Here is a 24,723-nt window from a genome sequence, read left to right on the forward strand (position 1 = left end):
ATATGGAGCAACCGGCGTGGCGCTGAAAGGGCAGGTAGGTGGCTAACACAGGTTACAAAAAAGCGCGCTTAGTGCGCGCCTTATTTAACACTTAAAAAGGACTAACCGCAGACAACGCTAGGGCCGTTAAGCGCCGCTAGTTTGGTGTTTAGCCTATCGAAATCCAAAATAGTAATAAGCTTGCCGTCTACTTTTATGATGTTGTCTTTTTGAAAACGGCTTAACAGACGACTAATCGTTTCAATCGTTAATCCTAAATAGTTTCCAATTTCGTTGCGCGTCATGGTTAAGTGGAATTCTCTATGGGAAAAGCCACGCTCTTCAAAGCGTTGCGACAGGTGTGAGATGAAATACAGTAAGCGCTCTTCTGCGGTTCGCTTGTTTAAAAGCATGATCATGTCGTGATCTTGTTTTATTTCAGCGCTCATGAAGCTCATGATCTGGTGGCGCAGCTTTGGAAATTGCACTGACATTTCGTCGAGGGTCTCGTAGGGAAGCTCACACACCATGGCAGTTTCTAACGCAGAGGTATAGCTTTGGTGTTTGTTCTCTCTTAATGCATCGAAACCGATAATGTCACCAGGAAAGTGGAAGCCGGTAATCTGTTCTTCACCTTCGGTATTAGTCACAAATGATTTGAATGAACCGGTTCTCACTGCAAATAGAGAACGGAATTTATCACCAGTTTGAATCAGCGTGTCACCTTTATGAAGCGGCTTCTTGCGTTCAATAATATCGTCAAGAGACTCGATTTCTGTTTTGTTCAACGCCACCGGTAAACACAGGTGACTGAAACTACAGTTTTGACAGTGAATAGAAAATTGGCTTCCTTTGCTCATAATGCACGCTCTCTAAAAGAATACCCGACAATAATACACCCATTTTTAAACGATTGCGCCATGAATAAGATAAGCTGCATATATTGCCATTATTACTGCAATAATTTGTCTAAAATGGTTATGTTGAAAACTTCGAACAATATATTGGCTACCAGCGCTTGCAGCGAGCAAGGTGGGTAATGTACCCAAACCGAAGAAGAACATAATAGCAGCGCCTTCTAGCGCGTTACCCGCCGCGAGAGACCAGGTAAGTGTGGAATACACCAAACCGCAAGGAAGCCAACCCCAAATAAAACCATAAGGCAACGCACTTAAAGGGGTCTTAAATGGCAAAAAGCGTTTTGAAAGCGGCTGGACTTTGGAAAATAGGCCTTTACCCGCATTTTCCAGCACCGTTAAACCAGTCCACCACTTACCCAAATAACACGCCAGTAGAAGCAACATGATTCCGCTAAGTAGGGAAAGGGCATAGTTGGCAAGAGGTATATAATCTGCTGCAATTTTTCCAAGTGCCCCGGTTATTGCTCCGGCGATGGTGTAGCTCACTATACGTCCCATGTTATAGGCAAGGGTATAGGGTAGTGCTGAAGCGCCTTTAGGCGATACCATCCTTAGCGCAGCGACAATTCCACCGCACATTCCCACACAGTGAACTCCGCCGGCTAAGCCGATAAGAAAGGCAGAGAAGTAGTTAATCCCTTCCATGTGGCGCTTGGCTTTTGTCTACTTTACTGTCTTGAAGTTGTTTGCGTTGCTCAGCTAGCTTTTTTTCTTCTGGCGGAAGATCATCGTCAAACAGTATGCTATAACCTTGGCGATCTAAATCTTCAAATTGATTGGTTTTCACCGCCCAAAAGAATATCACAATAGCGACGGCAACAATGATGATGGCGATTGGAATTAATACGTAAATAATACTCATGCTATTTGCTCAAAAGTCGCGTTGAGTTTGTGACCACAATGATACTGCTTAACGACATACCAACAACAGCCATCCACGGTGAAAGTAGGCCTGATACGGCGAAAGGTAAGATCAAAACGTTGTAACCTACCGACCAGCCAATATTTTGCCTTATTTTTTGCTTCACTTGGTGCGCAGTTCGAATAAGTTCTGGTACAGAAAGCAGCTGATCGCCAAGCAGTATCACGTCGGCGGCAGTTTTAGCCACGTCTGTGGCATTACCCACTGCAATTGCCACATCAGCGCTGGCAAGAACTGGAGCGTCGTTAATACCGTCACCCATCATCATCACTTTCGCGCCAGATTGCTGCATAGCTTGAACGGCTTCGTACTTTTGCTCAGGTGTTAGGCCACCTTTAGCGGTCGAAATTGGCAATGGTGCGGTAAGCGCATTAACGTTTTGCTGTGTATCACCACTTAAAACGGCGAGAGTATGGCTTGCAGCTAATATATCGAGAGTTTCTTGCGTATCTTCTCTTAGTGAATCTTTTACTTCATACGCAGCCATAATACGCCCCTTAACCGTGAGAAACACGTTAGCTGAAGGGAACACTTCAATGAGTTTTAGCTGTGATTCGTGAACGCTGAATGCTGCAGATCCCATAGAAAACAACGTGTCATTGATCTCACCGCTGATACCACCTCCTGGCGTAACGGTAAAATTAGTCACTTTGTGTACCGTGTTATCGATGGCGTCAGCACTACCGCTAGAGGCAGAAATCTCGCTTAGGGCTACACCGTCGCTAAAGGCTATACCGTCGCTAAAGGCTTTGGCAATCGGATGTTCAGAGCGTGACTCCAAAGCGCGCGCAATTGATAGCGCACTATTACTATCCACGCCGTCAGCGTACCAGGCATTTGAAATAGTAAATTTGCCTTTTGTGAGCGTGCCGGTTTTGTCTAAAGCGATGGTGTCAATGTCAGTAATTTGTTCTAGCGCATCGGCGCGTTTTAGTAAAATACCTTGTCGGTTTAACTTTGCCATAGCGCAGGTTAACGCTGATGGCGTAGCCAACCCTAGTGCGCAAGGGCAGGTTGCAACCAGCACCGATATGGTGATCCAAAATGCCTCGTCGCTACCCTGATACGCCCAAAAGCTATAGGTTAACGCCGAAACCAGCAATACCGCGGTAACGAAATAGCGAGAAAAATTATCGGCTATCTGCGCTGCTTTAGGCTTACTCGCCATGGCACTTGCTTGCAGTCGTACAATTTGATTTACCAGCGCATTTTTAAGGGTCTGCGTAACCGTAATGGTTAGCGTACCATCTTGACAAACCGTGCCGCCGTAAACCAGGCTACTGTTCGACTTACGCACGGGGTTAAACTCGCCGGTAAGCATTGATTCGTCAACCGCTGCGTTGCCGTCGGTTACCACTCCATCAATGGGGACTGTTTCACCAGGCTTCACCAGTACTACGTCATCAATTTTTAGCTGCTTAGCCAGACACTCGGTTAGGCTGCCATCCGGATTTAGTTTGGTCGCTGATACGGGCACATACTGCATCATATTGGCAGAGATCTGTGCGGCGCGATGACGACTGCGATGTTCTAAGAATCGGCTAAGTAACAGCAGAAAAATAAACATACAGATGGATTCGAAATACACTTCACCTTGCTCTAATACTGTAGAGCGAATTCCAGCAATGTAAGTACCGAATATGGCGAGCGTAACGGGTACGTCCATATTAACCGTTTTGGCGCTTAGCGCTTTAGCGGCGCCCACATAAAAGGTGCTGCCTGAATACAGCACCACAGGTGTTGTAAGCGTAAGGGCAACCCAATAAAAATATTGGCGGGTCTCTAACTCAATGGCGCCGAACCAATCAAAATAAAGCCCAGTCATCAGCATCATAACCTGCATGGTCATAATGCCTGCTAGGCCAAGCTTTTTTAGAAAGGTCTTCTGTTCGCGTTTATAACTGGCTTCGTGTTCGTCGGGGTGAAATGGTGACCCAACATAACCAATGCGTTTTAGCGTAGATAGAATTTGGCTAAGCTTAATTTGAAACGGTGACCAAGTGACTAAAGCGCGGCGCTCTTGTACATTCACCGCGACTTGCTTTATTCCTTCAACTTTTGACAACTGCTTTTCGATAAGCCAGCCACACGCAGCGCATGTAATACCTTCAAGGGTCAACTGAATCTGTTTGTCCTGACCTTCTTCAAACACGAACTCTTCTTGAAGGGAAGGGTCGTCATAGACTTTTAGCTTATCTAACGTTTCTAAAATACTGTCGTCAGATTTTTGCGCCGGTTCGGTTCTAAACTGGTAATAGTCTTCAAGGCCGTTGTTAACGATCGCTTCAGCTACCGCTAAGCAGCCAGGGCAACACATGTCTCGTTGTTGCCCTAAAATGACAGTAGTAAATTTCCCATTGTCTGGACTCGCTATAGCCAAGCCGCAATGGTAACAGTCGTGCTTCGTCATTATGGATTGAATTTCATTTTGCCAGTGTGGGGCAGATAGACCGTGTTTTGAATTTTCCAGCTATCATCAATCGGCGTCAGCGATATGCGCCATTTACCGTCAAGGTTTTCTTCAATAAAGCCGCGATAAATACCGTTAGCGTCGCGAGTCAATAAAACGCTAACATCGCGCTCTTCTAGCGTTACGTGATAGAAACTTAATTTAACCGCGTTACCTTCTTGAGGAATCCCCGAATGAAATTGCAGCGCTATGCTTCCATCTTCAATGGTTAAATCAGTGGTGATATTCATGCGGCGGGCTATGGCTTCTTTGTCCAGACGGGCATTAATTGCTTTTCCTTCTTTGTAGTAGTCGTCTACCACCAAGCTATCTTCGGTAGAAATAGCAAGGTTTAATAACACGCCACCCATGATGAGGGTAATGATAGGAACGGCAATTAAAAACCAGGGCCAGAACTCTTTATACCAGGGTCTATTCATCGAAATCTTTTCTCGTATTTACTTCACTAACAACATATTTATTTTTACTTCCCCAACTACACGTAAAGCCGGCAAATAATGATAAATATAGTGTTGGCGAGACATGTTAAAAGTGTACAAAGAATGTTCGCATGGCACTCTCTATACCGCTGTATTTTCTCATAAAAAAAGCCCCGTAGTAACGAGGCTTTTTAAGATATTTAATGATTTAAATCATTAATCATTTGAAAGGCTGTATACATACGCTGCAACAACGTGAATTTTGTCATCACCCAAGGTTTTCTTGAATGAAGGCATTACACCGTTACGACCGTAAGTAAGCGTTTCTGTTACCGCTCTGTGGCTGCCGCCGTATAGCCAGATATTGTCAGTAAGGTTTGGTGCACCAAGTGCTTGGTTACCTTTACCGTCCATACCGTGACAAGCCGCACACGCTGCGAAACGAGCTTTACCTGCTTCTGCAAGCTGAGGGTCCACATCGCGACCGCTTAAACTAAGTACGTAGTTAACCACTTCTTCGATACCGTCTTCACCCATAGCATCTAGCCATGCTGGCATAGCTGCTTTACGACCAAGCGTAAGAGTTTCAACGATTTTCGCACCTGAACCACCGTACAACCAGTCGTTGTCCGTTAGGTTAGGGAAGCCGCCATTTTGACCACGTGCATCAGAACCGTGACACTGAGAGCAATTTTGTAGGAACAAACGCTGACCTACTTTATTTGCTTCTGGGTCTTTAGCCAGTTCTTCAACAGGAACTTGTGCATATGCTTCGAAGATCGGATCGAACTTCTCGGCAGCGAAATCTAGTTCACGATCATATTCTACTAGGTAGCCTTGCTCTTTAGCATCAATACGCGCCTGAGCTGACTCTTCTAGCGATTGAATATTTTGGTTAGAGCTCTTCCAACCCAAAATACCTTCATACGCACCTAGGCCAGGATAAAGCGCTAGGTATAAAAAGCCCCAAACGATGGTCATGTAGAACATAATTGTCCACCAGCGAGGAAGTTGGTTGTTCAACTCCTCAATACCATCAAATTCGTGGCCCATTGACTCACCTTCAGCTACGCCAGTCTTGTTAGAAAGGCACCAGCGAAGAAGGAAGTAGCAACCAATGATTAACCCTAGGGTTATCACTGAAATCCAAATTGTCCAAAACATACTCATGAGTTCGAGACTCCTGCTAATCTTCTTTTGATTTTTCTTTTCTTCATCTGCAAACACTAGGTTCGCAGCTTCATCGAATTTTTTCTTGTTGCGGCTGCTGAACGCCCACCATACAACACCGATGAAGCTTACAAAGACGATGACAGTAAAAATGCTGCCTACAATTCCCTGGTCCATATTATTTCAAATGTGTGCCAAGAGATTGTAGATAAGCAATAAGGGCCTGCATTTCCGTTTTGCCCTGTACTGCCGCTTTCGCACCCGCGATATCTTCGTCGGTATACGGAACGCCAAATCCACGGAATACTTCCATTTTTTCAGCTGTTAACTCGCCATTAAGCGTGTTTTCCGCAAGCCAAGGGAAACCTGGCATATTCGACTCTGGTACCACGTTACGAGGATTAAGCAGGTGAACTCGGTGCCATTCGTCGCTGTAACGACCACCAACACGTGCTAGGTCAGGACCAGTACGCTTAGAACCCCAAAGGAAAGGGTGCTCCCATACTGATTCGCCAGCAACGCTGTAGTGACCATAACGCTCTGTTTCAGCGCGGAATGGACGGATCATCTGGCTGTGACAACCTACACAACCTTCACGGATGTAGATATCACGGCCTTCAAGCTCAAGCGCGGTATATGGACGTAAGCCTGTTACCGGTTCCATGGTTTGCTGTTGAAACATCAACGGCGTAATTTGAACCATGGCACCGAAGCTGATAGCGATAAGGATTAATACCGTTAACAGACCGACGTTCTTTTCAATTAACTCATGTGCGTTTTTCATTATTCGTCTCCTTTACTACGCCGGCTGAGTCGCTGGGTCTGCAGCGATACTGCCTTTAGGTGCACGAACGGTTTTCCATGTGTTGTATGCCATAACAAGCATACCTGCTACCACGAAACAACCACCAATGAAACGAACCACATAGAAAGGCTTAGACGCTTCTAATGACTCAACAAAGCTATAGGTTAACGTACCGTCAGCATTTACTGCACGCCACATTAGACCCTGTAGTACACCAGACATCCACATTGCTACGATGTATAGAACAACACCGATAGTTGCGAACCAGAAGTGTACGTTAACTAGCTTGGTGCTATACATAGCGCGCTGACCGAATAGCACTGGAATTAAGTGGTAAATTGAACCAATTGAAACCATTGCAACCCAACCTAGAGCACCCGAGTGTACGTGACCAATTGTCCAGTCAGTGTAGTGAGACAGTGCATTAACGGTCTTGATTGCCATCATTGGGCCTTCGAAGGTAGACATACCGTAGAAAGACAATGAAACAATAAGGAAACGCAATACTGGGTCGGTGCGAAGTTTATGCCACGCGCCAGATAGCGTCATAATACCGTTAATCATACCACCCCAAGATGGAACGAATAGGATAATAGACATCACCATACCTAGTGACTGAGTCCAGTCTGGTAGGGCAGTGTAGTGAAGGTGGTGAGGACCAGCCCAGATATACAGAGAGATAAGTGCCCAGAAGTGAACAATTGAAAGTCTGTATGAATAAACCGGGCGACCAGCTTGCTTAGGTACGAAGTAGTACATCATACCAAGGAAGCCCGCAGTTAGGAAAAAGCCTACCGCGTTATGGCCGTACCACCACTGCATCATAGCGTCTACTGCGCCTGCATACAGTGAATACGATTTAGTGAAAGATACCGGAATAGCCATGCTGTTACCAATATGAAGAATTGCAACAGTTAACATGAACGCGCCTAAGAACCAGTTTGCAACATAAATGTGCGAAACTTTACGGATTACTAGGGTTCCGAAGAAGTTAATGATATAAGCGACCCAAACCAGTGCCAAAAGGATATCAATTGGCCATTCTAGTTCAGCGTATTCTTTTGAGCTGGTTAAACCCATAGGCAGGGTGATAACAGCTAAAACGATAACGGCTTGCCAACCCCAAAAGGTAAATGCGGCAAGTTTGTCACTGAACAGTCTTACCTGGCAGGTACGCTGAACGATGTAGTACGACGTTGCAAATAGCGCACAGCCGCCGAAGGCAAAAATAACGGCGTTAGTGTGCAACGGACGCAAACGTGAGAATGTTAGCCATGGTGTGTCAAAGTTAAGCATAGGTGCAAATAACTGCGCGGCAATAAATACCCCTAGGCCCATACCAATGATACCCCAGACTATGGTCATGATGGTAAATTGCCTAACTACTTTATAATTGTAGTCAGGTTGTGCTTGGCTTATTTCACTCATTTTAATGAATCTTCCACTTCAAATGAACTATGGTCTCCAACTGCCGGAATAGTACGGTCGAGACGTGTATCAGCTAAGGAATAACGCTTCACACCGAGCTCGGAAAGAGTAATAATTATTGTCTCCAAGCCAGTTGGTACGCGGATGATAAGGTTTTTAATTACAAAAAGATACCATAAACTACCTAAGCTTGATCTCCGTCAATGAAGAAATACACAAAATTTAAGAAATGCTAAATAACGATAACAATAAACGATCAAAAATTTTACATTCCCAGCTTCCATTAGTGGCTATTATTGTTGTAGCCGTGTGTGTATACCTTGCACATAAATTCCAGTCATCGGTGTTAAAAGACACGAGCGTAGTTAATGGAATAGGAAACAGCTGCAACTTTGTCAATGAAACTTGCGAATTCTTAATTGATGACAGGTTAGCAATTGCCACTTTCTCAGCCATGCCTGAAGCCGAAGAGTCAGTAACGGTTAAGCTCCTAGTTCCTGAGGGAGAGGAAATAGAGAGCGCATGGATTGAAGGGGTAAACATGTATATGGGCAAAATTCCCGTGCTGTTAGATAACGATGGTCAAGGAAAGTGGTCAGGTTGGTTTATGTTAGGTAGCTGTAGTGAGCCAGTGATGAAATGGCAGCTACGTCTAAATATTAAAGATAAAGAAAGCCCCAGCTATTTATATTTTGTTACACAGCAGTAACTGTATTAAAAGCAATAAGACTCTCCCTAAAGAAAGGGGAGTAAACAAGCAAAAAAGGCCGCTCTTTATTTAAGAGCGACCTTATTAATTACCTGTAAATTGTAGCGTGAACGCTAATTCTTACATTTGAGACTGAAGGTAGTTTTGAATACCTAGTCGCTTAATAAGGCCAAGCTGCTGCTCTAGCCAGTGTGCGTGATCCATCTCTGTATCGTCTAGTAGTACAATAAGCATGTCACGAGTAACATAGTCTTTCTCGGTTTCACAAAGCGCAATAACTTCACGTAACTTTGCATCAACTTCATATTCAACACGTAAATCGCTTTCTAGCATCTCAGGTACATCTTTACCCACTTTGAAGCCTGTGCGCTTCGTCATGTCAGGCGTACCTTCTAAAAACAGCATGCGTTCTATTAGCTTAGTTGCATGTCCACGCTCGTCATCAAATTCATGGTCGATGCGTTCGTAAAGCTTATTCAAACCCCAATCAAGATACATCTGAGAGTGAATGAAATACTGATCCATGGCGGCTAACTCATAAGAGAGTAGTTCGTTTAAGCCATTGATGATTGCTTGGTTACCTTTCATTAGTCATCTCCCATTACTTGCGCTTGCAGGTAGTTCTCTATACCCATAGCATCAATTTGGTATTCTTGCGTTTCAATCCAGTCTAGGTGCTCTTCTTCATATTCAAGAAGGTCTTCAAGCAAGTCACGAGAAACATAATCCTGCTTTTCTTCACATAGCGCGATTGCTTCACGAAGTAGTGGAAGCTGTTCTTTTTGAAAACGCGCATCACATGACAGCATTTCAACGGTATCTTCACCGATATAAAGTTTGCCTAACGCTTGAAGATTAGGAAGGCCCTCAAGGAATAAAATGCGCTCGATAAGATCGTCCGCTTGCTTCATGTCCTTGATAGACTTTTTATAATTCTTTTCGTTAAGTTCAGAAAAACCCCAGTTTTTGAACATACGAGCGTGCAGAAAGTATTGATTTATCGAAGTAAGTTCACTTGTCAGTACTTCGTTCAATTTTGCAACAACTTGTTTATCACCTTGCATTGTGTAAACCCTATTAACGTATTTGCGTGAAGTTTAGTCTAAATTTGACCGCATGTCAAAAAAGTCTTTGTAAAACAGTTGTTTACAAACGATAACGTTTCTCAATTCATCCATTGTTCGCATTTAGAACAGCATTACTGTTGTGCATGCGCATAAGCAAGACTTTCTTCAGCAAAACCAAGCCCTGCTTCGGTAAAGAAGTTGAAGACTTTATCTACACCATTTTCTAATAGATGTGACACTTCATCCTCATAGCGTGCAATGGCTGCGACTTTTCCAACATAGCCCGCGTTTTTAAGCTGACGTGTGATGTTTATTGAGTCCTGAATAGAAGGCAGAGCAAGCAAAACAAGCTGAATCTGTTTGATATCTAAATTATCCCACAAATCGACGTCTTCACCGTCGCCGCATATTACGTTTAAGCCTTCGTCTGATAACTCTTTTACTTTTACTCGGTCGGCGTCCATTCCCCATACGCTCACATCACTTAATTTAGATAACGCATTGAAGGCACCGCGACCAACTCGTCCCATCCCCAACACTAAAAACTCCGCGTTGTGGAGAGTAGGATAAATGTCTTCTTTTAAGCGCTCGTTTTTCTCAAAACGTTTAATGGTGTGTTTATGATTGTGATATTGAGAATGAGAATTGCGATAGAGCACGCTGGTGATAACGAATGAAATAGATACGGCTAAAGCAATCACCACTAACCAAGAGTTTGCCAATAAACCTAATGAAACTGCAAGCGCCCCAACAATAAGCCCAAACTCACTGTAATTTGATAGCACCAGGCTGCTTAAATACGCAGTACGTCCTCTAAGACGAAGTGAGGTAAACAAACCGAAAAACAGCGCAGCTTTTAACGGTATAAATAAGCAGAATACAATGGCGAGGACAATCATACTAAGATCGGGAAGGGCGGTAAGGCCGATAGTAAGGAAGAAGCCGATTAAGAAGAGATCCTTAAAACTGAGCAGCGACTTCGCTAGCTCCGAAGCCTTTTCATGTTGGGCTAACATGATTCCAAAGATGAGTGCCCCAAGATCGCCTTTAATATTAACCAGCTCAAACAGGTGATAGCCACCTAAGGCGAGGATAAAGCCAGTAAGCGGAAGCAGTTCACCGTGGCCCGACTTATTAATCATTTTGTTTATGATTGGCATTGCTGGGAATAAGGCCAACAACGCAAGCGCCCACACAGAGGGGAGCTTTCCAGTTGCTGCAACAAGGAAGATAACAGCAAAAACGTCTTGCATGACCAAAATGCCAATGGCAAGGCGGCCGTGGCGGGTTTTACTTTCGCCACTTTCTTCTAATACTTTAACCACGCACACTGTGCTACTGAAACTAAGGGCAAAAGCGATAAGCGCAGCGCTTTTCCATGTAAGCCCATCAACGAAATTTGCAGCAGCCGCACCAATCGCATAGACGCAACAGGTAATAACGCCCACCCATACTAAGGTATGTGAAACGCTTCCCGCCCAAACTTCTCGTCGACTCAAATCGCGGATGTTGAGTTTCAGACCGATGGTGAAGAGCATAATGGTGATGCCCAAGTTGGCTATTTGGGTTAAATCTTCAGTGAGCGTGTAGCCTGCAAAATTTAATAAAAAGCCAGCTACCAAGTAGCCAACTAAAGGAGGAATGCCAATAAGTTTAACCGTTAAGCCGCAAACAAATGCGAAAAGAAGAAATGCATACTCCATGAATTACCTTTCAGAAAATGTTGAACGTAAAATCCGTTACCTTTGTATAGGTCACATCATCTATTAACCAGTGATAGCTACAAATCGCTCTCTCAACTCGCTAATTGAAAGGTTTTAGACTAGCATGCAATGACTTATTTTCGCAGCTAAAAAAGCATTGTAATTGCATACTTTGGTAACGCGTAACCCAATTGAGCTAAAAGCCGGCTCAGTATATTTAACTCCTAAATCAGTCATTTACCGCTAAAGTAAATCTAGTTCCCGATTTCAGGTGTATTGAACAGGGTTGTAGGCATATTATTTTGTTTAGATATGACCAAAAATAAAGAAGGATTTTGAATGCGTTTAACAATTCTAACTGTGCTAACCCTGCTGGTCGCTTTCAATGTGGTGATTGGCGTATTGTGGGCGCCCGTGTGGTGGTTTTTACTTTTATCAGTCACGCTACTCATTTTTGGTCTATATGATGCCTTCCAAACAAAACATGCCATTTTAAAGAACTTTCCATTAATTGGCAGGGTACGATGGACTGTCGAGGGACTAAGGCCCTACATCCAGCAATACATCATAGAAACCGATACTGGCGGAGCACCTATTTCCCGCATGTTTCGTTCGATTGTTTATCAACGTGCGAAAAACAGTAGAGAAACTGTTCCCTTCGGTACTCAGCTAGATACGTATAAAGATGGCTATGAGTGGATTGGCCATTCTTTATCTGCTCGCGAAGTGGAAGACATGGATGAAGATCCCCGAGTGACGGTAGGTGGTCCTCATTGCAAAAAGCCGTATCGTGCAAGCATACTTAACATAAGCGCAATGAGCTTTGGAAGCTTGTCAAAAAATGCCATTTTGGCGCTAAATAAAGGTGCTGCAAAAGGCGGGTTTTACCATAACACAGGTGAGGGTGGTTTAACCCCATATCACCTCGAAAACGGTGGCGATATCGTTTGGCAAATTGGTACGGGATACTTTGGTTGTAGAAGTAAAGATGGCGGTTTCGACCCTGTTCTTTTTGAAGAAAAAGCCAAACTCGACAATGTAAAAATGATAGAAATAAAGCTAAGCCAGGGCGCTAAGCCTGGACATGGTGGTATTTTACCTGCGTATAAAAATACCCCTGAAATAGCTAAAATAAGAGGTGTTGAGCCTGGAACTCAAGTTGATTCTCCCCCTAGACATAAAGCGTTTGCAACGCCTTTAGAAATGGTTGATTTTATTAGTCAGTTACGCAAGTTAAGTGGATATAAACCAGTGGGTATTAAGCTGGCGCTGGGTAGAAAAAGTGAGTTTATTGCCATGTGCAAAGCCATGGTAGAGAAGGACGTAACGCCAGATTTTATAACGGTAGACGGGGGCGAAGGAGGTACCGGCGCCGCACCGCTTGAGTACACAAACTCTATAGGATTTCCTCTGCGTGAAGCGTTGGCGTTTGTTGACGATTGTCTCACTGGTTTTGGTATTCGCGACAAAATTAAAATCATTGCTTCTGGAAAAATCATTACCGCTTTTCAGTTAGCGAAAAATCTAAGTTTAGGCGCCGATCTATGTAACAGTGCCAGAGGAATGATGTTGGCACTTGGATGTGTTCAGTCGCTGTCATGCAATACGAATAAATGTCCGACCGGTGTAGCAACGCAAGACCCCAAGCTTGCCAAGGGCTTAAACGTTGAAGACAAGTACGAGCGCGTGTACCGCTTTCACAAAAAAACTATTCATGCGCTGATGGATATCTTGTCTTCTACAGGACATGTGAGAACTAGCGAACTAAATCGTACCCATATATTTAGGCGAGTAGATCAGTGTAATATTGCGCGTTACGACGAAATTTTCCCGTTAGTTAAAACAGGAAGTTTCTTAACCGACGACGTTCCCGATAGATTTAAATTACACTTAAAAGAAGCAAATTCTGAAAGCTTTATGCCTTGTAGTTTATTGGCAGAAATAGAGAAAGAAACGAAAGCGGTATCTTAAAAAAACTAAGCCATGACTCCTAATCAAATACCGATTGTGGAGTCACGCTTAATGATTTTTAATGCCTAAAACTGCGAGTTAATCTTTAGATTGCTCGCTTGGAATACGCAGTTGATAGAGGCGGTAATCACTAGTCCTGTAGGGTGTTACTTTATATTTAGGCTGAAGATACGCCACTAAATCTATTAGTTCAGAAACCGTTAGCTCGTCGTTTACTACTCGCATTAATGAGACACCGTCTTCGCTGGTGAAACTGGCAGGCTGTCGAGGAGTAAGTTTGTGTGATGGGTTAATAATACTTGTCACCAACTCTGCATAAGTTTTAATTCTTCCACTGCTGCCGCCCAACGGAATAGGCTTCGCGACTAGGTATTGCGCATTGTCGGACTCTTTTTCTTCTGCAATTCTGTGACAGTCTTGGCACTGATACTTTTTAAATACCAAATAGCCTTTTTCCATATTGCCTTCTGGCAAGCTAAAGCCGCGAGGTGACTGCGCGCCCTGGCCACAGGCGAAAAGGAGAAGCGTTGCTATAACAACTATTGCCGTTTTCATACTCATTTCCCTCTTTCTTTTACGGTAAGGATACGTAATGTTCGCTAGAACTAATGTGCATACACTGATTATGAATGAGGCTGCAGACTAATCATTGACCTAGCTCAAAGAATAATTATTTGTATAGCACTACTATTTAATGGAATTAGTTAACGGTATGGTAGAAAAGCACTGCTACCTAACAAAAATTGAGGACAGCCACAATGCAAGGTTACGAGACAATTTTAGTACCTATAGATATTTATTCTGACTACGAATTAGTGGTGGAGAAAGCCATTGCAATAGCGGGCAATAGTCACAAAATTCACCTCCTGTATGTTGCTTATCCACAAACCAATGTAGAGCCTTACGGACTATTTCTAGAACGGGATTTTTCAGAGGAAGTAAGAGAGCAGGCATTAGGGCAATTAAAAGACGTTGCCGCAAAACATGATATACCTTACAGCCACATCAATGTAGAGATAGGTTCTCCTGCTGATGAGATTCACCATATGGCCGAAAAGATTAATGCAGATCTCATTGTTGTCGGCACCCATGGCCAGAGCGGTCTTCGTTTGCTACTTGGGTCAACGGCCAATGCAGTACTACATGGTGTTAAAACAGACGTGCTAGCTGTGAAAGTATAAATTAATGCGGCGATTAGCGTCGAAAATGCCTTAAATATTCATGATAAATACCTTCGCCGTCATGCAGATGTAACGAAGGTCAGTTACGTTTTGTAAGGCTGTAACTAATCTTAAAATTACTTATCATGATAACGAAACGGACAGGTATTTTACGCGTGCTCTATGCCACTTACTATTCACTTAAGGGGCTTCGAGCAGCCTTTTTAAGTGAAGCTGCGGTCAGACAAGAAATTTTCGCAATATTGATAATGACACCTGTAGCGTTTTTCATCGACGTTACGCATGTAGAACGTATATTGCTGGTGATATCTTTACTGATAGTGCTTATCACTGAGCTACTCAACACCGCTATTGAGAAACTCTGTGATCATGTCAGTACAGACATCCATTTATTAATAGGGCGTGCTAAAGATATCGGCTCGGCAGCAGTGTTCATTAGCCTAATGATGGCCGGCTTTACGTGGATTAGCATTCTTTGGTAGTACAATTTGCGATTTAAAGGCGGAAAGAAAGCCCTAACTTATAGGGCTTTGATTTTCTGGTCACAACATTCTGAAACTAAGGTTCTAATTGTGCTATCTAAGTTTTTAATGTGCGAATAATGCAATGAAGTTTCACCACCGTTATTGATATCTTTTATCGTAAAAACAACATCATCGCCTCGTGAAGTTACGCAGATTCTCACGTAATCATCAGATTGAGCTAATGGCACGTGGAGATATAACGGCTCATTGTTTGAGTTTAAATAATCTAGTGCTGCTTCTTGTGACTTGAATGGGTCTTGCTTCTCGGGTTGGACATTCCATGACGACGAGGGAACCACCATTTCCGCGAGTAATTTTCCATGCTTTGTATCAATACCGCTACTCATATATCACTCCTTTTACTTGAATGTTTGCCAACTTAGAAAACCTATTCATTAATATAGGTTTAGGGCAAATTTACCTTTTGATACGCGAGTAATACAGTTTCAGATTGGTAAAAGGATGTAGAGAGTAGGTGAGTTAGACATTGTTACTGATGTCGTTGGTTATGCGTAACCATGCATTGATTAAGTTGCTGTATTTAATGAGCTTTATCTTTTTCGTTTTGCCGACAATTTTGCCATTCCACCACGCTTTACGTTAGCCTGTTTTGTATAATGCCCAGGCATTTCCGGTGATTGCCAACCTCCAGCCAGTTGAAGCTCGGGTAAAGATGCGCCATCTTCGGCTAAAGAAACTGCACCACCAACACGACCACTATGAGGGGTAATGTTTTCGCTAATACCTGCGCGTTGAGCAATACGTCGCCAAATCCTGTAGACACTCGAATAGTTAAGTACATTTGCCTTATGGCTGGGAATGTTCTCATCAAATGGCAAAAGTGCTGTTTTATGGTTTGTTAGTCGTCTAAACAAAACGCCTTTGTGCAGGCCGCGTAAATCTGAAGAAAGGCGGGTTGCTTTAGTTTTTGGGTCAAGATTAGCTTCGTTAATATACTCTTGAACCATAGATATAGTGCTGGAAGAAACATAGCGATATTGACCCTGACCAGACTGGTCGCTTTTCGAAGAAACAACCAACAGCGTGTTATTACGCGCAGATATATCCTCGACGCAAACTCGAATTAATTCATCAGCGCGAAGCAATGCATCAAACATCAGGTTAATGATTGCAAGGTCGCGGAGCTCTAATAAAGAATCAGGAATAATTGCATTGTTTATTTGTTCAAGCATATCTATCGTAAGCGGAACCGCTTGTTTGTGAGACAAGCGAAACTTTCTATTCTCTATAAGCGATAAACGGATGAAGTCTCTTAGATACGCAGATCTAATAATGGGGTTTGGCAATTTAGCCACGCCTAAAAATTTACTAAGAGCAGATAGCCTACGTTTAATGGTTCTATAGGCTAGGGGAGAACGACACAACGCTTCGACATATTGTTTAATGCAGATCTCATTGTGTTCGAAGTTGTTCTTAAAGCCACTTAATCCAGCTTGCTTACAAAAAATTGCGAACTCATTGTAGTCACTAATGTATGCCCGTTGTGTATTGTATGGAAGCTTGGTAAAAATATCTTGATAATAGCTTTCAACGTTTTTATCAGAAGATGAACATTGACTTGTTGTTAGGTCGTCAGAACCTGACGTGTGCTGCTTACCACGAGAGTACTCGATACCCAAAGCTGGAACCGTCGCGCTACTTGAGTCTTGTGGCTGTGAGCTGCTATCACTGTTGCTGTTAACTAATTGAGTTGTGAGCAAGTATGAGCTATTAGTTTTTGAGGGCATTGAGCAACCTGATGAAGACATTATTGTGACTATTATTCTAGATTTAACATAACCTGATAAACTATTGATATATAACAATATTCACGCATGATAACTGTAATTATCATGCGTGAAGTTACGCACTAATCCATTCATCACTCCACTAACCACTTTACTATTTTAATCTCAAGTACAGTGCTACTCTATCATATTACTGTATATATAAACAGTTTGGGTGTTTCAATGCCGTCAATTGTTGGCCTATCTCGTATTTATTCCAAACCATATCGCTAGATAAGGCTTGTGGCCTGCTGAGAGAGTACGTTTTTTGTGCAATTTAAATCGTGCGCTACGTGAAATCTGCAAGGTAATACCCCGAATGCGCGATCAGATTTCACGTAGCAACGCCTAAAAAATAAGCTGAAAAGCGATGGAAAAACACCCTAAAAGCTTATTTATTAAAGAAGTACTTCACATGATTTACTTCCAACATGTTTGCTGGCTAATCGCACATTTTTCAAAACCAAACGAGTTTAAAATAAACGTTACAAAAGCGGAATAGGCGATAACCTAGAAGTTATTACCTTTGCTTTTTATACGCTTTTCATAGAGCGCCTATCTAATGGCGACTACAGTACGACGATAATAAGACGTCGATACGGTACGTAGCCGAATAAACGACGTCTACGCAGATATGAATTCAATAAACATCGCGTCGATTATGTTTTAATTCTACGTGCTATCCACGCCACCCAACTTTAAAACAACGAACGGTCTCCATGCACGATGTTTAATTTAATAAGAAGTATAGATAATTGATGATATTTAAAATAAAGAGCAATCAATAAATGAGTTTTACGGGCCGTAATTATTACATGTAACGCTAAATGTTAGAAAAACCTTAACCTTACAGCTAGTCGTCTTATTTTAGAAATAATTGGGATCCTTTATTTAATTCATCAGCGTTAAGCCTTTGGCTGATTGAGTTAATAATTAATATTACTGGCTGTACATTCATTATAAAAAGCAAAGAAGAATAAAGCCTGATAAATGTTTTTAGGAACATGATTAAGTCTATTATTTATCTGTGCTAGTTGTCATTAAACCTTACGAATACCTAAATATTACGAGAAGGATAGCGTAAAGCACCTTGCAAAGCTCCATCTGGCTCATTCACCATTAACTTTGGCACTCTATTTAACATAATATACATTATGCGTAATTGCGTGTGTGGAAGATTAGAGCGTTGATGTCTATCTATTTGGTTGGTTTGTTGACTGTGATTACTTACAGACTTTTATGCGCGGCAGCTATTTTAGTGCTTCGGCCTTACCGCAATTGCTTCACTTGTGTCAGTGGTTTTTATTGAAAGTTGCTATGAACTTTGGATTTAGACATGGAATTTATAAATCGTGCGCTACGTGAAATCTGTAGCACTACACCTCGCAAAATGTATTTTTATTCACGTAGCGTCACGCTAGTTTTTTGATAAATTATGGGTATAACTAACAAACAGAAAGACGCAGTCTTTGTATTTTTATACTAGGCTTTAATTTATTAAATGTGGATTTTTAGTTATTTAGAATGTTGCTGTGTTTATCTGAGTTGTAGTTAATCAGATTGAATCTGATTAACTACAAAAAGAAACTCGATCGATCATTTATGTAGATTACATGGTTTGTGGTATGCAGAGATTATATAGACTGGCTAGCTGTTTACTTTAAGCATTTTTAGCAGAATTCTTAGCAGTGATTTTGGCAGTAATAACTTACACGTTTAGTTATCATTATAAACGCGCTCAATTCGCTTAATATCGTCTTCGTAATCCAATGCCAACTTTGCACGTTCGTAACTTTGCTTCGCTAACTTAGACGCCGCCTCAACAAAATCTCTTTCTATGCTTGTACCTTCATCTTTAAAGCACGCTTTAATTGTTTTTAGTGACTTTTGTATTCGGATAGCAACTTCAATATTAGCAGCACCATCACGACCAATGCTGGTGTACGCATCGTCAAATAGATCATTCACATTTAACGCAGGCAATGAAATGCGGTCATATTTAGACTCATCATGCTGAGCGCTATCGCTTTGTGAGTTTTCGGTTTCAGTTTCGGATTTGGGCTTGTGCCACAACAACATAAGGCGTGTAATGCTGCTAATGGTATTTATTGCAGTACCATGGTCATTAACCGATGGCGATAATGCACGAGATGCAATTTCGGCTAGTACGATAAAGCCAAAGCGAGGATCAGCCTCAAAGGACCTGGCTTCACCTATAGTAAATGCGTCAACAATTTCATCTGATACTACCTTTTTATTCGAATATGCTATGGCACGCTCTGGTGAGACAAACTCACCGGGTAACATGGCAACATTGATAAAACCGTCGTTTTTATCAGCTAATTGTTGCAGTTTGGCAATGTCTATAAGCTGTATATAGCCCACTTGTTTAGTATAAATGGCATACGTCCCCTGCTCTTTTATTTGCTCTTGCGGTACTGCGCCTAAGCACGGCATATCTATTCTATTTTTAATTGCGCGTGTCGTGGCGTGCTCCACTTTTAATAACGTTGACCCCACGCGCCCTAATCGTGCAACGCTGTCTACCCACCGGATAAAAGTTAAAATAACTATCGAAAAAGCCAGACAGGTTAGACAAAATAAAATAAAAAGCCCGGCTTCATCGAAAAAAGCTTGAGTCATTGCAGTAAGCGCTACAGCACTATAGATAAATGCGCCTATGAAAACTGACAGTGCATTTTGTGATACATCATCGGATATTATAAGGCTTAGAGAACGCGGCGTTGACGACTGACTGGCCGAAGCATAAGCATTAACCATGGTACCTGCAGAAAACGTGGCGATCACCATCATGCTAGATGCCATTATTGAAAGCAGTGTTTCAACTGATTCGGGTTTTATTTCAGGAATATGCTCAGCCAATGAAGTCCCGTCAGCTACTTTCGCGACGAATACAACAAAGATTGAGAGCAAACAAAAGCCAAGAGGTTTTACCCAAAGCTTTTCTTTTACACTGTATAAAAGGAAACGCAGTCTATCTACGGTAATCGGTGCTTCCATAAAACACTCCTTGTATTTCCACTACGTTTTATACGTACCGCTAGAAACAAATGTTTAACTAGACCACTTCATAACGTGGTTTTTAATTGTGGCGTGAGCCTGGATAAAAGATTTTTTTCACAATTACTGTTTGCCTTCAGCGCTTTTCCTATTACCAGAGCAACGCTTCGAGCAATAACGTACATTCTCCCAGTTCTTTTCCCATTTTTTGCGCCAAGTAAATGGTCTCTGACAAACCGGACAAATTTTGGTGGGTAAATCAGACTTCTTCATTTTTGGTTAGCTTAGTCAGAAATGTTGAGGCATCTTGCTTCATAGTTTCGATATTTTCTTCTTTCATTCGCCCGTAGGTTTTATAGATCATGGCCATGCGGTGATTGTTGCTCAATTTTTCCTTGTGTTTGTCAATAAAGTGCCAGTATAAGTAGTTAAACGGGCACGCTTTTGGTCCGGTCTTTTTAGAAACTTGGTATCCGCAATTTTTGCAGTAATTGCTCATCTTGTTGATGTAGCTTCCGCTTGCGACGTACGGCTTACTTGCTAGGTTACCTCCATCGCTGTACAAAATCATGCCCGCAACATTAGGAAGTTCAACCCATTCATATGCGTCGGCATACACTAACAGATACCATGCCTGCACTTCCTCAGGGCTAAGTTCAGTTAAAAGACTAAAATTACCAATAACCATCAATCTTTGTATGTGGTGGGCATAAGCGTTCTGCTGCGATTCTTTAATACACTGGCGCATACAGTTCATATTCGTCTGGGCGTCCCAAAAGAACGAGGGCAATGCGCGGCTGTTATTGAAGTAGTTATCGGTTTTTAGATTTGGCATAAAGTGCCAGTAGAACCCTCTGACATACTCCCGCCAGCCCAGAATCTGGCGAATGAACCCTTCAGCAGAATTCAGTGGAACTTGCCCTGCATGGTAAGCTTGCTCGGCTGCATGAATGGCTTCTTTTGGCGTCAGTAAACCGCAGTTCAAATAAAACGCGATATGTGAATGATAAAGCCAAGGCTTGCCTTCCACCATGGCATCTTGATACTGACCAAAGTTAGGTAATCTTTCTTCTATAAAAGTATTCAATACGCTGAGTGCGTCTTTTCGAGTTACCGCAAAGTGGAAGTGATTGATATCGCCAAAATGATCGCTAAACTCGCTTTTTACGAGCTCGATAACTTTCGAAGTAATGTCATCAATCTCAAACGTAGAATGCTTCGGTACTCTCTGGGTTTCAGGCATTGCTTCGCGATTTTGGGCATCGTAATTCCACTTACCGCCAATGGGATTTTTTCCATCCATGAGCACGTTGTGTTTGCGACGCATCTCACGGTAAAAAAACTCCATTCGGAGTTGTTTCTTGCCTTCAGCCCAGTCCGTAAATTCTTGTGGGGACGATAAAAAGCGATTGTCATCACATATACTAACGGGTATGCCCAGCACGTTTTCCCATTGCTCCATGCTTTTGAGTAAGCGGTACTCTCCGGGCATAGTCACCTTTACTTCGTCAAAATCATTTCCGTTAAGTTCATGCTTAATCTGAGCGAGCAAATCGCCCTTATTGTTTTTGTCGCTATAATGAACATAGTTAACGTTAAAATTGTCGTCTCGCAACGCTTTGGCAAAATGACGCATTGCGCTAAACAAAAATGCTATCTTCTTCTTATGGTGCTTAACGTAGGTGGCTTCTTCACGTACTTCCGCCATCAAAATTGTGTCTTTGCTTTTTACTGCGTTAGCAATCGCTGGCAACGTCTCGGTAAGCTGATCGCCTAAAACTAAAATGAGTGCTGCCATACCCTACTCTTTTAATGTTTGGAATGCGTCTAGCGCGCGTTGACGCGATGCTTTTAAATCAACAATAGGTTTTGGGTATTCCTTACCAAGTTCTATACCTGCATCTTTCAATACCGCCGAAGGGGATTCCCATGGCTTATGGATATACTTGTCTGACAGCTTTTTCAATTCAGGGCAATACTTACGCACATAGTTGCCCTTTTTATCAAACTTTTCGCCCTGTAGTATTGGGTTAAATATCCTAAAGTAAGGCGCAGCATCTGCGCCAGAACCCGCAACCCATTGCCAACTGGCACTGTTACTCGCAAGGTCGGCATCCAACAATGTATCCCAAAACCATCGCTCGCCTTCATGCCAACTTAGTAATAGATTTTTCACTAAAAACGAGCCCACAATCATGCGAACTCGATTATGCATGTAGCCCGTTTGCCACAGTTCGCGCATGCCAGCGTCTACGATAGGAATGCCTGTATTTCCCTTTTGCCACGCTTTGAGCGCTTTCGCATCTGTGCGCCAAGGAAACTTATCGAACTTTTCGTTGAGGTTCTTATTAGGCAAAGTAGGAAAATGGAACAGCAAATAATAGCTGAACTCGCGCCAACCTAACTCACTCAAGTAGGTTTCAATGCTTTTGTCTTCACTATTTCCAAACTTGTCTTTTATCGCGTACCAAACTTGATTTGGAGACACTTCACCAAAGTGTAAATGCGGCGACAAACGCGATGTCCCATTGGCTGACGGTATGTCTCTGCCGTCTTTGTATTTACGTGCTGAATTTTCAATAAAGTCAGCTAAATTATCAGCGGCGCCGTCTTCGCCTGGTGACCACTCTTTTTCAATGGTTGCATCCCAGTTGATGGAAGGGAGTAAGTCTAGCGATGTTAATCCATCGCTGTCGTTGTCGACATCCGCATAAGTAATACGTGCGGGTGGTGCTTTGGGATAACGAGGCTCTTCAACCTGCAGGCAGCCCTTCTTGTAGTAGGGTGTAAATACGCGATACGGTGTACCGTCTTTCTTCAATACTTTCATTGGCTCCCATAGTAAGCTGCCGTTACAGCTATGGGCTTCATAATCATGCTCGATTAAGGTTTTCTTGATCGTTTTATCGCGGTTTATTTGCCATGGCTCATAGCACCGATTCCAAAAGATACCTTTAGCGTTAAATGACTTCATTAACTTTGGAATAAGTGTTCGTGGGTCACCCTTAAATATTTGTAAATGTCCGTTCAAGCGTTTATTGAGCGACGAGAGTGAATGATGCAGCCACCATTTACTTGCCCCCCCAGGCTCTCTGCCATTAGGTGCAGTGTCATCATATATGTAGATGGGTACTATTTTTCCCATATCACAGGCAGCGTTTAAGGCCGGATTGTCTTTTACACGAAGGTCTTGTCTGAACCACATTATACTAACGGGAACGGTCACTTTTTTTCCTCAGGCATTGCGCCAAATCTTAATATTATTCGTATTGCATGTACTACGATAAAACTCGGATTCAGGATCCGTAGAAATAGTAAAAAAGTACTCAAAATTAGTATGATAAATCACCACCAACAATCAAAACGTACGAACAACAATCAACGAGGTTTATATTGGTTTCGACATGACCTTAGACTTCACGATAATGCTGCTATTTCTGCGCTGTGTGAAGCAGTTCAGCAGGTTACTTTTCTTTATATTCTTGATGATAAAGCGTTTACACCTACGACATATGGTTTTGCGCCTATGGGGAAACATAGGCACACATTCCTGCTTCAAACACTTGTGGATTTAAAACGGCAATTAGCTAAGCTCGGACATGATTTGCTCATTGTCAAAGGCGACCCTGCTGAGTGTTTAGTTCAATTGATGAAGTCCGGACAATATTCTCACCTTGGGGTAAGCGAGCACTGTGGTTTTGATGAGAGAGCACAATTAAATACAGTAAAGCGCTTTTTCGATTCGGTAACAGTAATAGAAACTCCGACGTTTGGCTTATTTGATGCTCAAACCCTTCCTTTCAACATCGAAGAGATGCCCGACGTTTTTAGTCCGTTTCGCAGAAAAGTGGAAAAGCACTGTAAGCCATTATCTGTCCATCCACCCATGGAAAGCTTACCAAGCCCTTTTACACCGCAATTAGATGAGTCTTTTTTATTCGCCATTGATACTGATTTACCAAGCCCGTCTCAATCATCGTTTGTTGGAGGTGAAACAGCAGCGCTGACGCATTTAAATACTTATCTCTTCGATTGGAAAGCTGCAGCAACGTATAAAGACACAAGGAACGCTTTAGATACTTGGCAAGACAGTACCAAGCTTTCGGCCTGGTTAGCGAACGGGTCGCTGTCTGCACGGGAAGTCATTCGGCAAGTTCAACAGTTTGAAGCAACCGTTGAAAAAAACGATTCCACTTATTGGATATACTTTGAATTACTTTGGCGCGAATTTTTTCATTGGTTACAGTGTAAATACGGGGCCAATTGGTTTCGTTTTAGCGGTATCCAGGGTAAAAAGCCGTCGACACAGCATTGTCCGGAAACCTTTGCGTTATGGTGCGAAGGAAAAACCGGTTATCCGATAGTCGATGCTTGCATGCGACAACTCGCTGAAACTGGCTATATGTCAAACCGAGGCAGGCAACTGGTTGCGAGCTGTTTGGTTCACGAACTAAGGCAGGACTGGCGATACGGTGCAGCGTGGTTTGAGCATCAATTAATCGATTACGATGTGGGGAGTAATTGGGGCAATTGGCTTTACTTAGCTGGTGTTGGAAGCGACCCTCGCGGCCACAGACAGTTCAACCTTCAAAAGCAGACTGAGATTTATGATTCGGACGGCCAATTTCGTAAAAAGTGGTTGTAGTT

General features: G+C 42.6%; 23 protein-coding genes. 5 read left to right on the top strand and 18 right to left on the bottom strand.

Annotation, left to right across the window (positions count from 1 at the left end):
• Positions 1 to 101: 101 nt before the first annotated feature.
• The 8 genes from fnr to ccoN form a co-directional block, all read right to left on the bottom strand.
• The gene (gene fnr / locus KUL49_RS03795) at positions 102 to 839 is read right to left on the bottom strand and encodes a fumarate/nitrate reduction transcriptional regulator Fnr (RefSeq protein ID WP_014949596.1); all 738 of its coding nucleotides are present in this window, start codon (positions 837 to 839) and stop codon (positions 102 to 104) included.
• A 45-nt stretch (positions 840 to 884) separates the two neighbouring features.
• Positions 885 to 1,544, bottom strand: a complete 660-nt coding sequence (locus KUL49_RS03800) for a sulfite exporter TauE/SafE family protein (protein WP_014976623.1) — start codon at positions 1,542 to 1,544, stop codon at positions 885 to 887.
• The gene (ccoS, locus tag KUL49_RS03805; protein WP_014949594.1) at positions 1,531 to 1,761 is read right to left on the bottom strand and encodes a cbb3-type cytochrome oxidase assembly protein CcoS; all 231 of its coding nucleotides are present in this window, start codon (positions 1,759 to 1,761) and stop codon (positions 1,531 to 1,533) included. The genes KUL49_RS03800 and ccoS overlap by 14 nt, the downstream gene beginning before the upstream one ends.
• A gap of 1 nt (position 1,762) precedes the next feature.
• Positions 1,763 to 4,231, bottom strand: coding sequence for a heavy metal translocating P-type ATPase (locus KUL49_RS03810; RefSeq protein ID WP_131136353.1), 2,469 nt, complete (start codon positions 4,229 to 4,231; stop codon positions 1,763 to 1,765).
• Positions 4,231 to 4,710, bottom strand: coding sequence for a FixH family protein (locus KUL49_RS03815; RefSeq protein ID WP_131136354.1), 480 nt, complete (start codon positions 4,708 to 4,710; stop codon positions 4,231 to 4,233). Before KUL49_RS03815 ends, KUL49_RS03810 begins: the two co-directional genes overlap by 1 nt.
• 216 nt (positions 4,711 to 4,926) lie before the next feature.
• Positions 4,927 to 6,057, bottom strand: a complete 1,131-nt coding sequence (ccoP, locus tag KUL49_RS03820; RefSeq protein WP_131136355.1) for a cytochrome-c oxidase, cbb3-type subunit III — start codon at positions 6,055 to 6,057, stop codon at positions 4,927 to 4,929.
• 1 nt (position 6,058) lies between these two features.
• Positions 6,059 to 6,664: a cytochrome-c oxidase, cbb3-type subunit II gene (gene ccoO / locus KUL49_RS03825; protein WP_014949590.1), complete on the bottom strand. Its 606-nt coding sequence runs from the start codon at positions 6,662 to 6,664 to the stop codon at positions 6,059 to 6,061.
• 15 nt (positions 6,665 to 6,679) lie between these two features.
• Entirely contained in the window at positions 6,680 to 8,113 is a 1,434-nt protein-coding gene (gene ccoN, locus KUL49_RS03830; RefSeq protein ID WP_014949589.1) for a cytochrome-c oxidase, cbb3-type subunit I, read from the bottom strand.
• Positions 8,114 to 8,342: 229 nt separating this feature from the next.
• On the opposite strand from ccoN, the gene KUL49_RS03835 reads away from it, so the two are divergent.
• Positions 8,343 to 8,822: a hypothetical protein gene (locus tag KUL49_RS03835; protein ID WP_039227669.1), complete on the top strand. Its 480-nt coding sequence runs from the start codon at positions 8,343 to 8,345 to the stop codon at positions 8,820 to 8,822.
• A 120-nt stretch (positions 8,823 to 8,942) separates the two neighbouring features.
• Here KUL49_RS03835 and bfr (KUL49_RS03840) read toward each other — a convergent pair whose 3' ends face one another.
• From bfr (KUL49_RS03840) to KUL49_RS03850, 3 genes are all read right to left on the bottom strand, one after another.
• Complete coding sequence (gene bfr / locus KUL49_RS03840) at positions 8,943 to 9,410, bottom strand: bacterioferritin (RefSeq protein ID WP_014949587.1); 468 nt, start codon at positions 9,408 to 9,410, stop codon at positions 8,943 to 8,945.
• Complete coding sequence (bfr, locus tag KUL49_RS03845; RefSeq protein WP_014949586.1) at positions 9,410 to 9,886, bottom strand: bacterioferritin; 477 nt, start codon at positions 9,884 to 9,886, stop codon at positions 9,410 to 9,412. Before bfr (KUL49_RS03845) ends, bfr (KUL49_RS03840) begins: the two co-directional genes overlap by 1 nt.
• Positions 9,887 to 10,020: 134 nt before the next feature.
• Positions 10,021 to 11,592, bottom strand: coding sequence for a cation:proton antiporter family protein (locus tag KUL49_RS03850; RefSeq protein ID WP_039227670.1), 1,572 nt, complete (start codon positions 11,590 to 11,592; stop codon positions 10,021 to 10,023).
• Between the two features lie 339 nt (positions 11,593 to 11,931).
• Between KUL49_RS03850 and KUL49_RS03855 the strand changes: the two genes are divergently transcribed.
• Entirely contained in the window at positions 11,932 to 13,563 is a 1,632-nt protein-coding gene (locus KUL49_RS03855) for an FMN-binding glutamate synthase family protein (protein ID WP_075177956.1), read from the top strand.
• Between the two features lie 78 nt (positions 13,564 to 13,641).
• Here the strand turns inward: KUL49_RS03855 and KUL49_RS03860 are convergent, their stop codons facing one another.
• Entirely contained in the window at positions 13,642 to 14,118 is a 477-nt protein-coding gene (locus KUL49_RS03860) for a c-type cytochrome (RefSeq protein WP_131136356.1), read from the bottom strand.
• A 203-nt stretch (positions 14,119 to 14,321) separates the two neighbouring features.
• Between KUL49_RS03860 and KUL49_RS03865 the strand changes: the two genes are divergently transcribed.
• Positions 14,322 to 14,744, top strand: coding sequence for a universal stress protein (locus KUL49_RS03865; RefSeq protein WP_131136357.1), 423 nt, complete (start codon positions 14,322 to 14,324; stop codon positions 14,742 to 14,744).
• Between the two features lie 125 nt (positions 14,745 to 14,869).
• A complete protein-coding gene (locus KUL49_RS03870; protein WP_014976618.1) occupies positions 14,870 to 15,226 on the top strand; it encodes a diacylglycerol kinase in 357 nt (118 codons plus the stop codon).
• Between the two features lie 38 nt (positions 15,227 to 15,264).
• Here KUL49_RS03870 and KUL49_RS03875 read toward each other — a convergent pair whose 3' ends face one another.
• The 6 genes from KUL49_RS03875 to KUL49_RS03900 form a co-directional block, all read right to left on the bottom strand.
• A complete protein-coding gene (locus KUL49_RS03875; RefSeq protein ID WP_014949580.1) occupies positions 15,265 to 15,615 on the bottom strand; it encodes a hypothetical protein in 351 nt (116 codons plus the stop codon).
• Between the two features lie 204 nt (positions 15,616 to 15,819).
• Positions 15,820 to 17,016, bottom strand: coding sequence for a tyrosine-type recombinase/integrase (locus KUL49_RS03880; RefSeq protein ID WP_131136358.1), 1,197 nt, complete (start codon positions 17,014 to 17,016; stop codon positions 15,820 to 15,822).
• Positions 17,017 to 18,771: 1,755 nt separating this feature from the next.
• Positions 18,772 to 20,076 (bottom strand): DUF2254 domain-containing protein, encoded by a 1,305-nt coding sequence (locus KUL49_RS03885; RefSeq protein WP_131136359.1) that lies wholly within the window; start codon positions 20,074 to 20,076, stop codon positions 18,772 to 18,774.
• A 123-nt stretch (positions 20,077 to 20,199) separates the two neighbouring features.
• Positions 20,200 to 20,349 (bottom strand): DUF2256 domain-containing protein, encoded by a 150-nt coding sequence (locus tag KUL49_RS03890; protein WP_131136360.1) that lies wholly within the window; start codon positions 20,347 to 20,349, stop codon positions 20,200 to 20,202.
• A complete protein-coding gene (locus KUL49_RS03895; protein ID WP_131136361.1) occupies positions 20,336 to 21,874 on the bottom strand; it encodes a cryptochrome/photolyase family protein in 1,539 nt (512 codons plus the stop codon). Before KUL49_RS03895 ends, KUL49_RS03890 begins: the two co-directional genes overlap by 14 nt.
• A 3-nt stretch (positions 21,875 to 21,877) precedes the next feature.
• Positions 21,878 to 23,302 (bottom strand): deoxyribodipyrimidine photo-lyase, encoded by a 1,425-nt coding sequence (locus KUL49_RS03900; RefSeq protein WP_131136362.1) that lies wholly within the window; start codon positions 23,300 to 23,302, stop codon positions 21,878 to 21,880.
• Between the two features lie 111 nt (positions 23,303 to 23,413).
• On the opposite strand from KUL49_RS03900, the gene KUL49_RS03905 reads away from it, so the two are divergent.
• The gene (locus KUL49_RS03905) at positions 23,414 to 24,721 is read left to right on the top strand and encodes a DASH family cryptochrome (protein WP_131136363.1); all 1,308 of its coding nucleotides are present in this window, start codon (positions 23,414 to 23,416) and stop codon (positions 24,719 to 24,721) included.
• Positions 24,722 to 24,723: the final 2 nt, after the last annotated feature.

Origin of the sequence: Alteromonas sp. KUL17, from assembly GCF_006538305.1 — a bacterium.
GTDB lineage: Bacteria > Pseudomonadota > Gammaproteobacteria > Enterobacterales > Alteromonadaceae > Alteromonas > Alteromonas macleodii.

What these genes read in the sequence shown, in the direction of transcription:
- KUL49_RS03890 (WP_131136360.1), bottom strand. Translation starts at nt 20,349, where the DNA reads ATGAAGAAGTCTGATTTACCCACCAAAATTTGTCCGGTTTGTCAGAGA.
- KUL49_RS03865 (WP_131136357.1), top strand. Translation starts at nt 14,322, where the DNA reads ATGCAAGGTTACGAGACAATTTTAGTACCTATAGATATTTATTCTGAC.
- KUL49_RS03880 (WP_131136358.1), bottom strand. Translation starts at nt 17,016, where the DNA reads ATGCCCTCAAAAACTAATAGCTCATACTTGCTCACAACTCAATTAGTT.
- KUL49_RS03835 (WP_039227669.1), top strand. Translation starts at nt 8,343, where the DNA reads ATGCTAAATAACGATAACAATAAACGATCAAAAATTTTACATTCCCAG.
- fnr (WP_014949596.1), bottom strand. Translation starts at nt 839, where the DNA reads ATGAGCAAAGGAAGCCAATTTTCTATTCACTGTCAAAACTGTAGTTTC.
- KUL49_RS03800 (WP_014976623.1), bottom strand. Translation starts at nt 1,544, where the DNA reads ATGGAAGGGATTAACTACTTCTCTGCCTTTCTTATCGGCTTAGCCGGC.
- ccoS (WP_014949594.1), bottom strand. Translation starts at nt 1,761, where the DNA reads ATGAGTATTATTTACGTATTAATTCCAATCGCCATCATCATTGTTGCC.
- KUL49_RS03860 (WP_131136356.1), bottom strand. Translation starts at nt 14,118, where the DNA reads ATGAAAACGGCAATAGTTGTTATAGCAACGCTTCTCCTTTTCGCCTGT.
- KUL49_RS03815 (WP_131136354.1), bottom strand. Translation starts at nt 4,710, where the DNA reads ATGAATAGACCCTGGTATAAAGAGTTCTGGCCCTGGTTTTTAATTGCC.
- KUL49_RS03885 (WP_131136359.1), bottom strand. Translation starts at nt 20,076, where the DNA reads ATGGAAGCACCGATTACCGTAGATAGACTGCGTTTCCTTTTATACAGT.
- KUL49_RS03855 (WP_075177956.1), top strand. Translation starts at nt 11,932, where the DNA reads ATGCGTTTAACAATTCTAACTGTGCTAACCCTGCTGGTCGCTTTCAAT.
- KUL49_RS03895 (WP_131136361.1), bottom strand. Translation starts at nt 21,874, where the DNA reads ATGGCAGCACTCATTTTAGTTTTAGGCGATCAGCTTACCGAGACGTTG.
- ccoN (WP_014949589.1), bottom strand. Translation starts at nt 8,113, where the DNA reads ATGAGTGAAATAAGCCAAGCACAACCTGACTACAATTATAAAGTAGTT.
- bfr (WP_014949587.1), bottom strand. Translation starts at nt 9,410, where the DNA reads ATGAAAGGTAACCAAGCAATCATCAATGGCTTAAACGAACTACTCTCT.
- ccoO (WP_014949590.1), bottom strand. Translation starts at nt 6,664, where the DNA reads ATGAAAAACGCACATGAGTTAATTGAAAAGAACGTCGGTCTGTTAACG.
- bfr (WP_014949586.1), bottom strand. Translation starts at nt 9,886, where the DNA reads ATGCAAGGTGATAAACAAGTTGTTGCAAAATTGAACGAAGTACTGACA.
- KUL49_RS03870 (WP_014976618.1), top strand. Translation starts at nt 14,870, where the DNA reads ATGATAACGAAACGGACAGGTATTTTACGCGTGCTCTATGCCACTTAC.
- ccoP (WP_131136355.1), bottom strand. Translation starts at nt 6,057, where the DNA reads ATGGACCAGGGAATTGTAGGCAGCATTTTTACTGTCATCGTCTTTGTA.
- KUL49_RS03850 (WP_039227670.1), bottom strand. Translation starts at nt 11,592, where the DNA reads ATGGAGTATGCATTTCTTCTTTTCGCATTTGTTTGCGGCTTAACGGTT.
- KUL49_RS03905 (WP_131136363.1), top strand. Translation starts at nt 23,414, where the DNA reads ATGATAAATCACCACCAACAATCAAAACGTACGAACAACAATCAACGA.
- KUL49_RS03875 (WP_014949580.1), bottom strand. Translation starts at nt 15,615, where the DNA reads ATGAGTAGCGGTATTGATACAAAGCATGGAAAATTACTCGCGGAAATG.
- KUL49_RS03810 (WP_131136353.1), bottom strand. Translation starts at nt 4,231, where the DNA reads ATGACGAAGCACGACTGTTACCATTGCGGCTTGGCTATAGCGAGTCCA.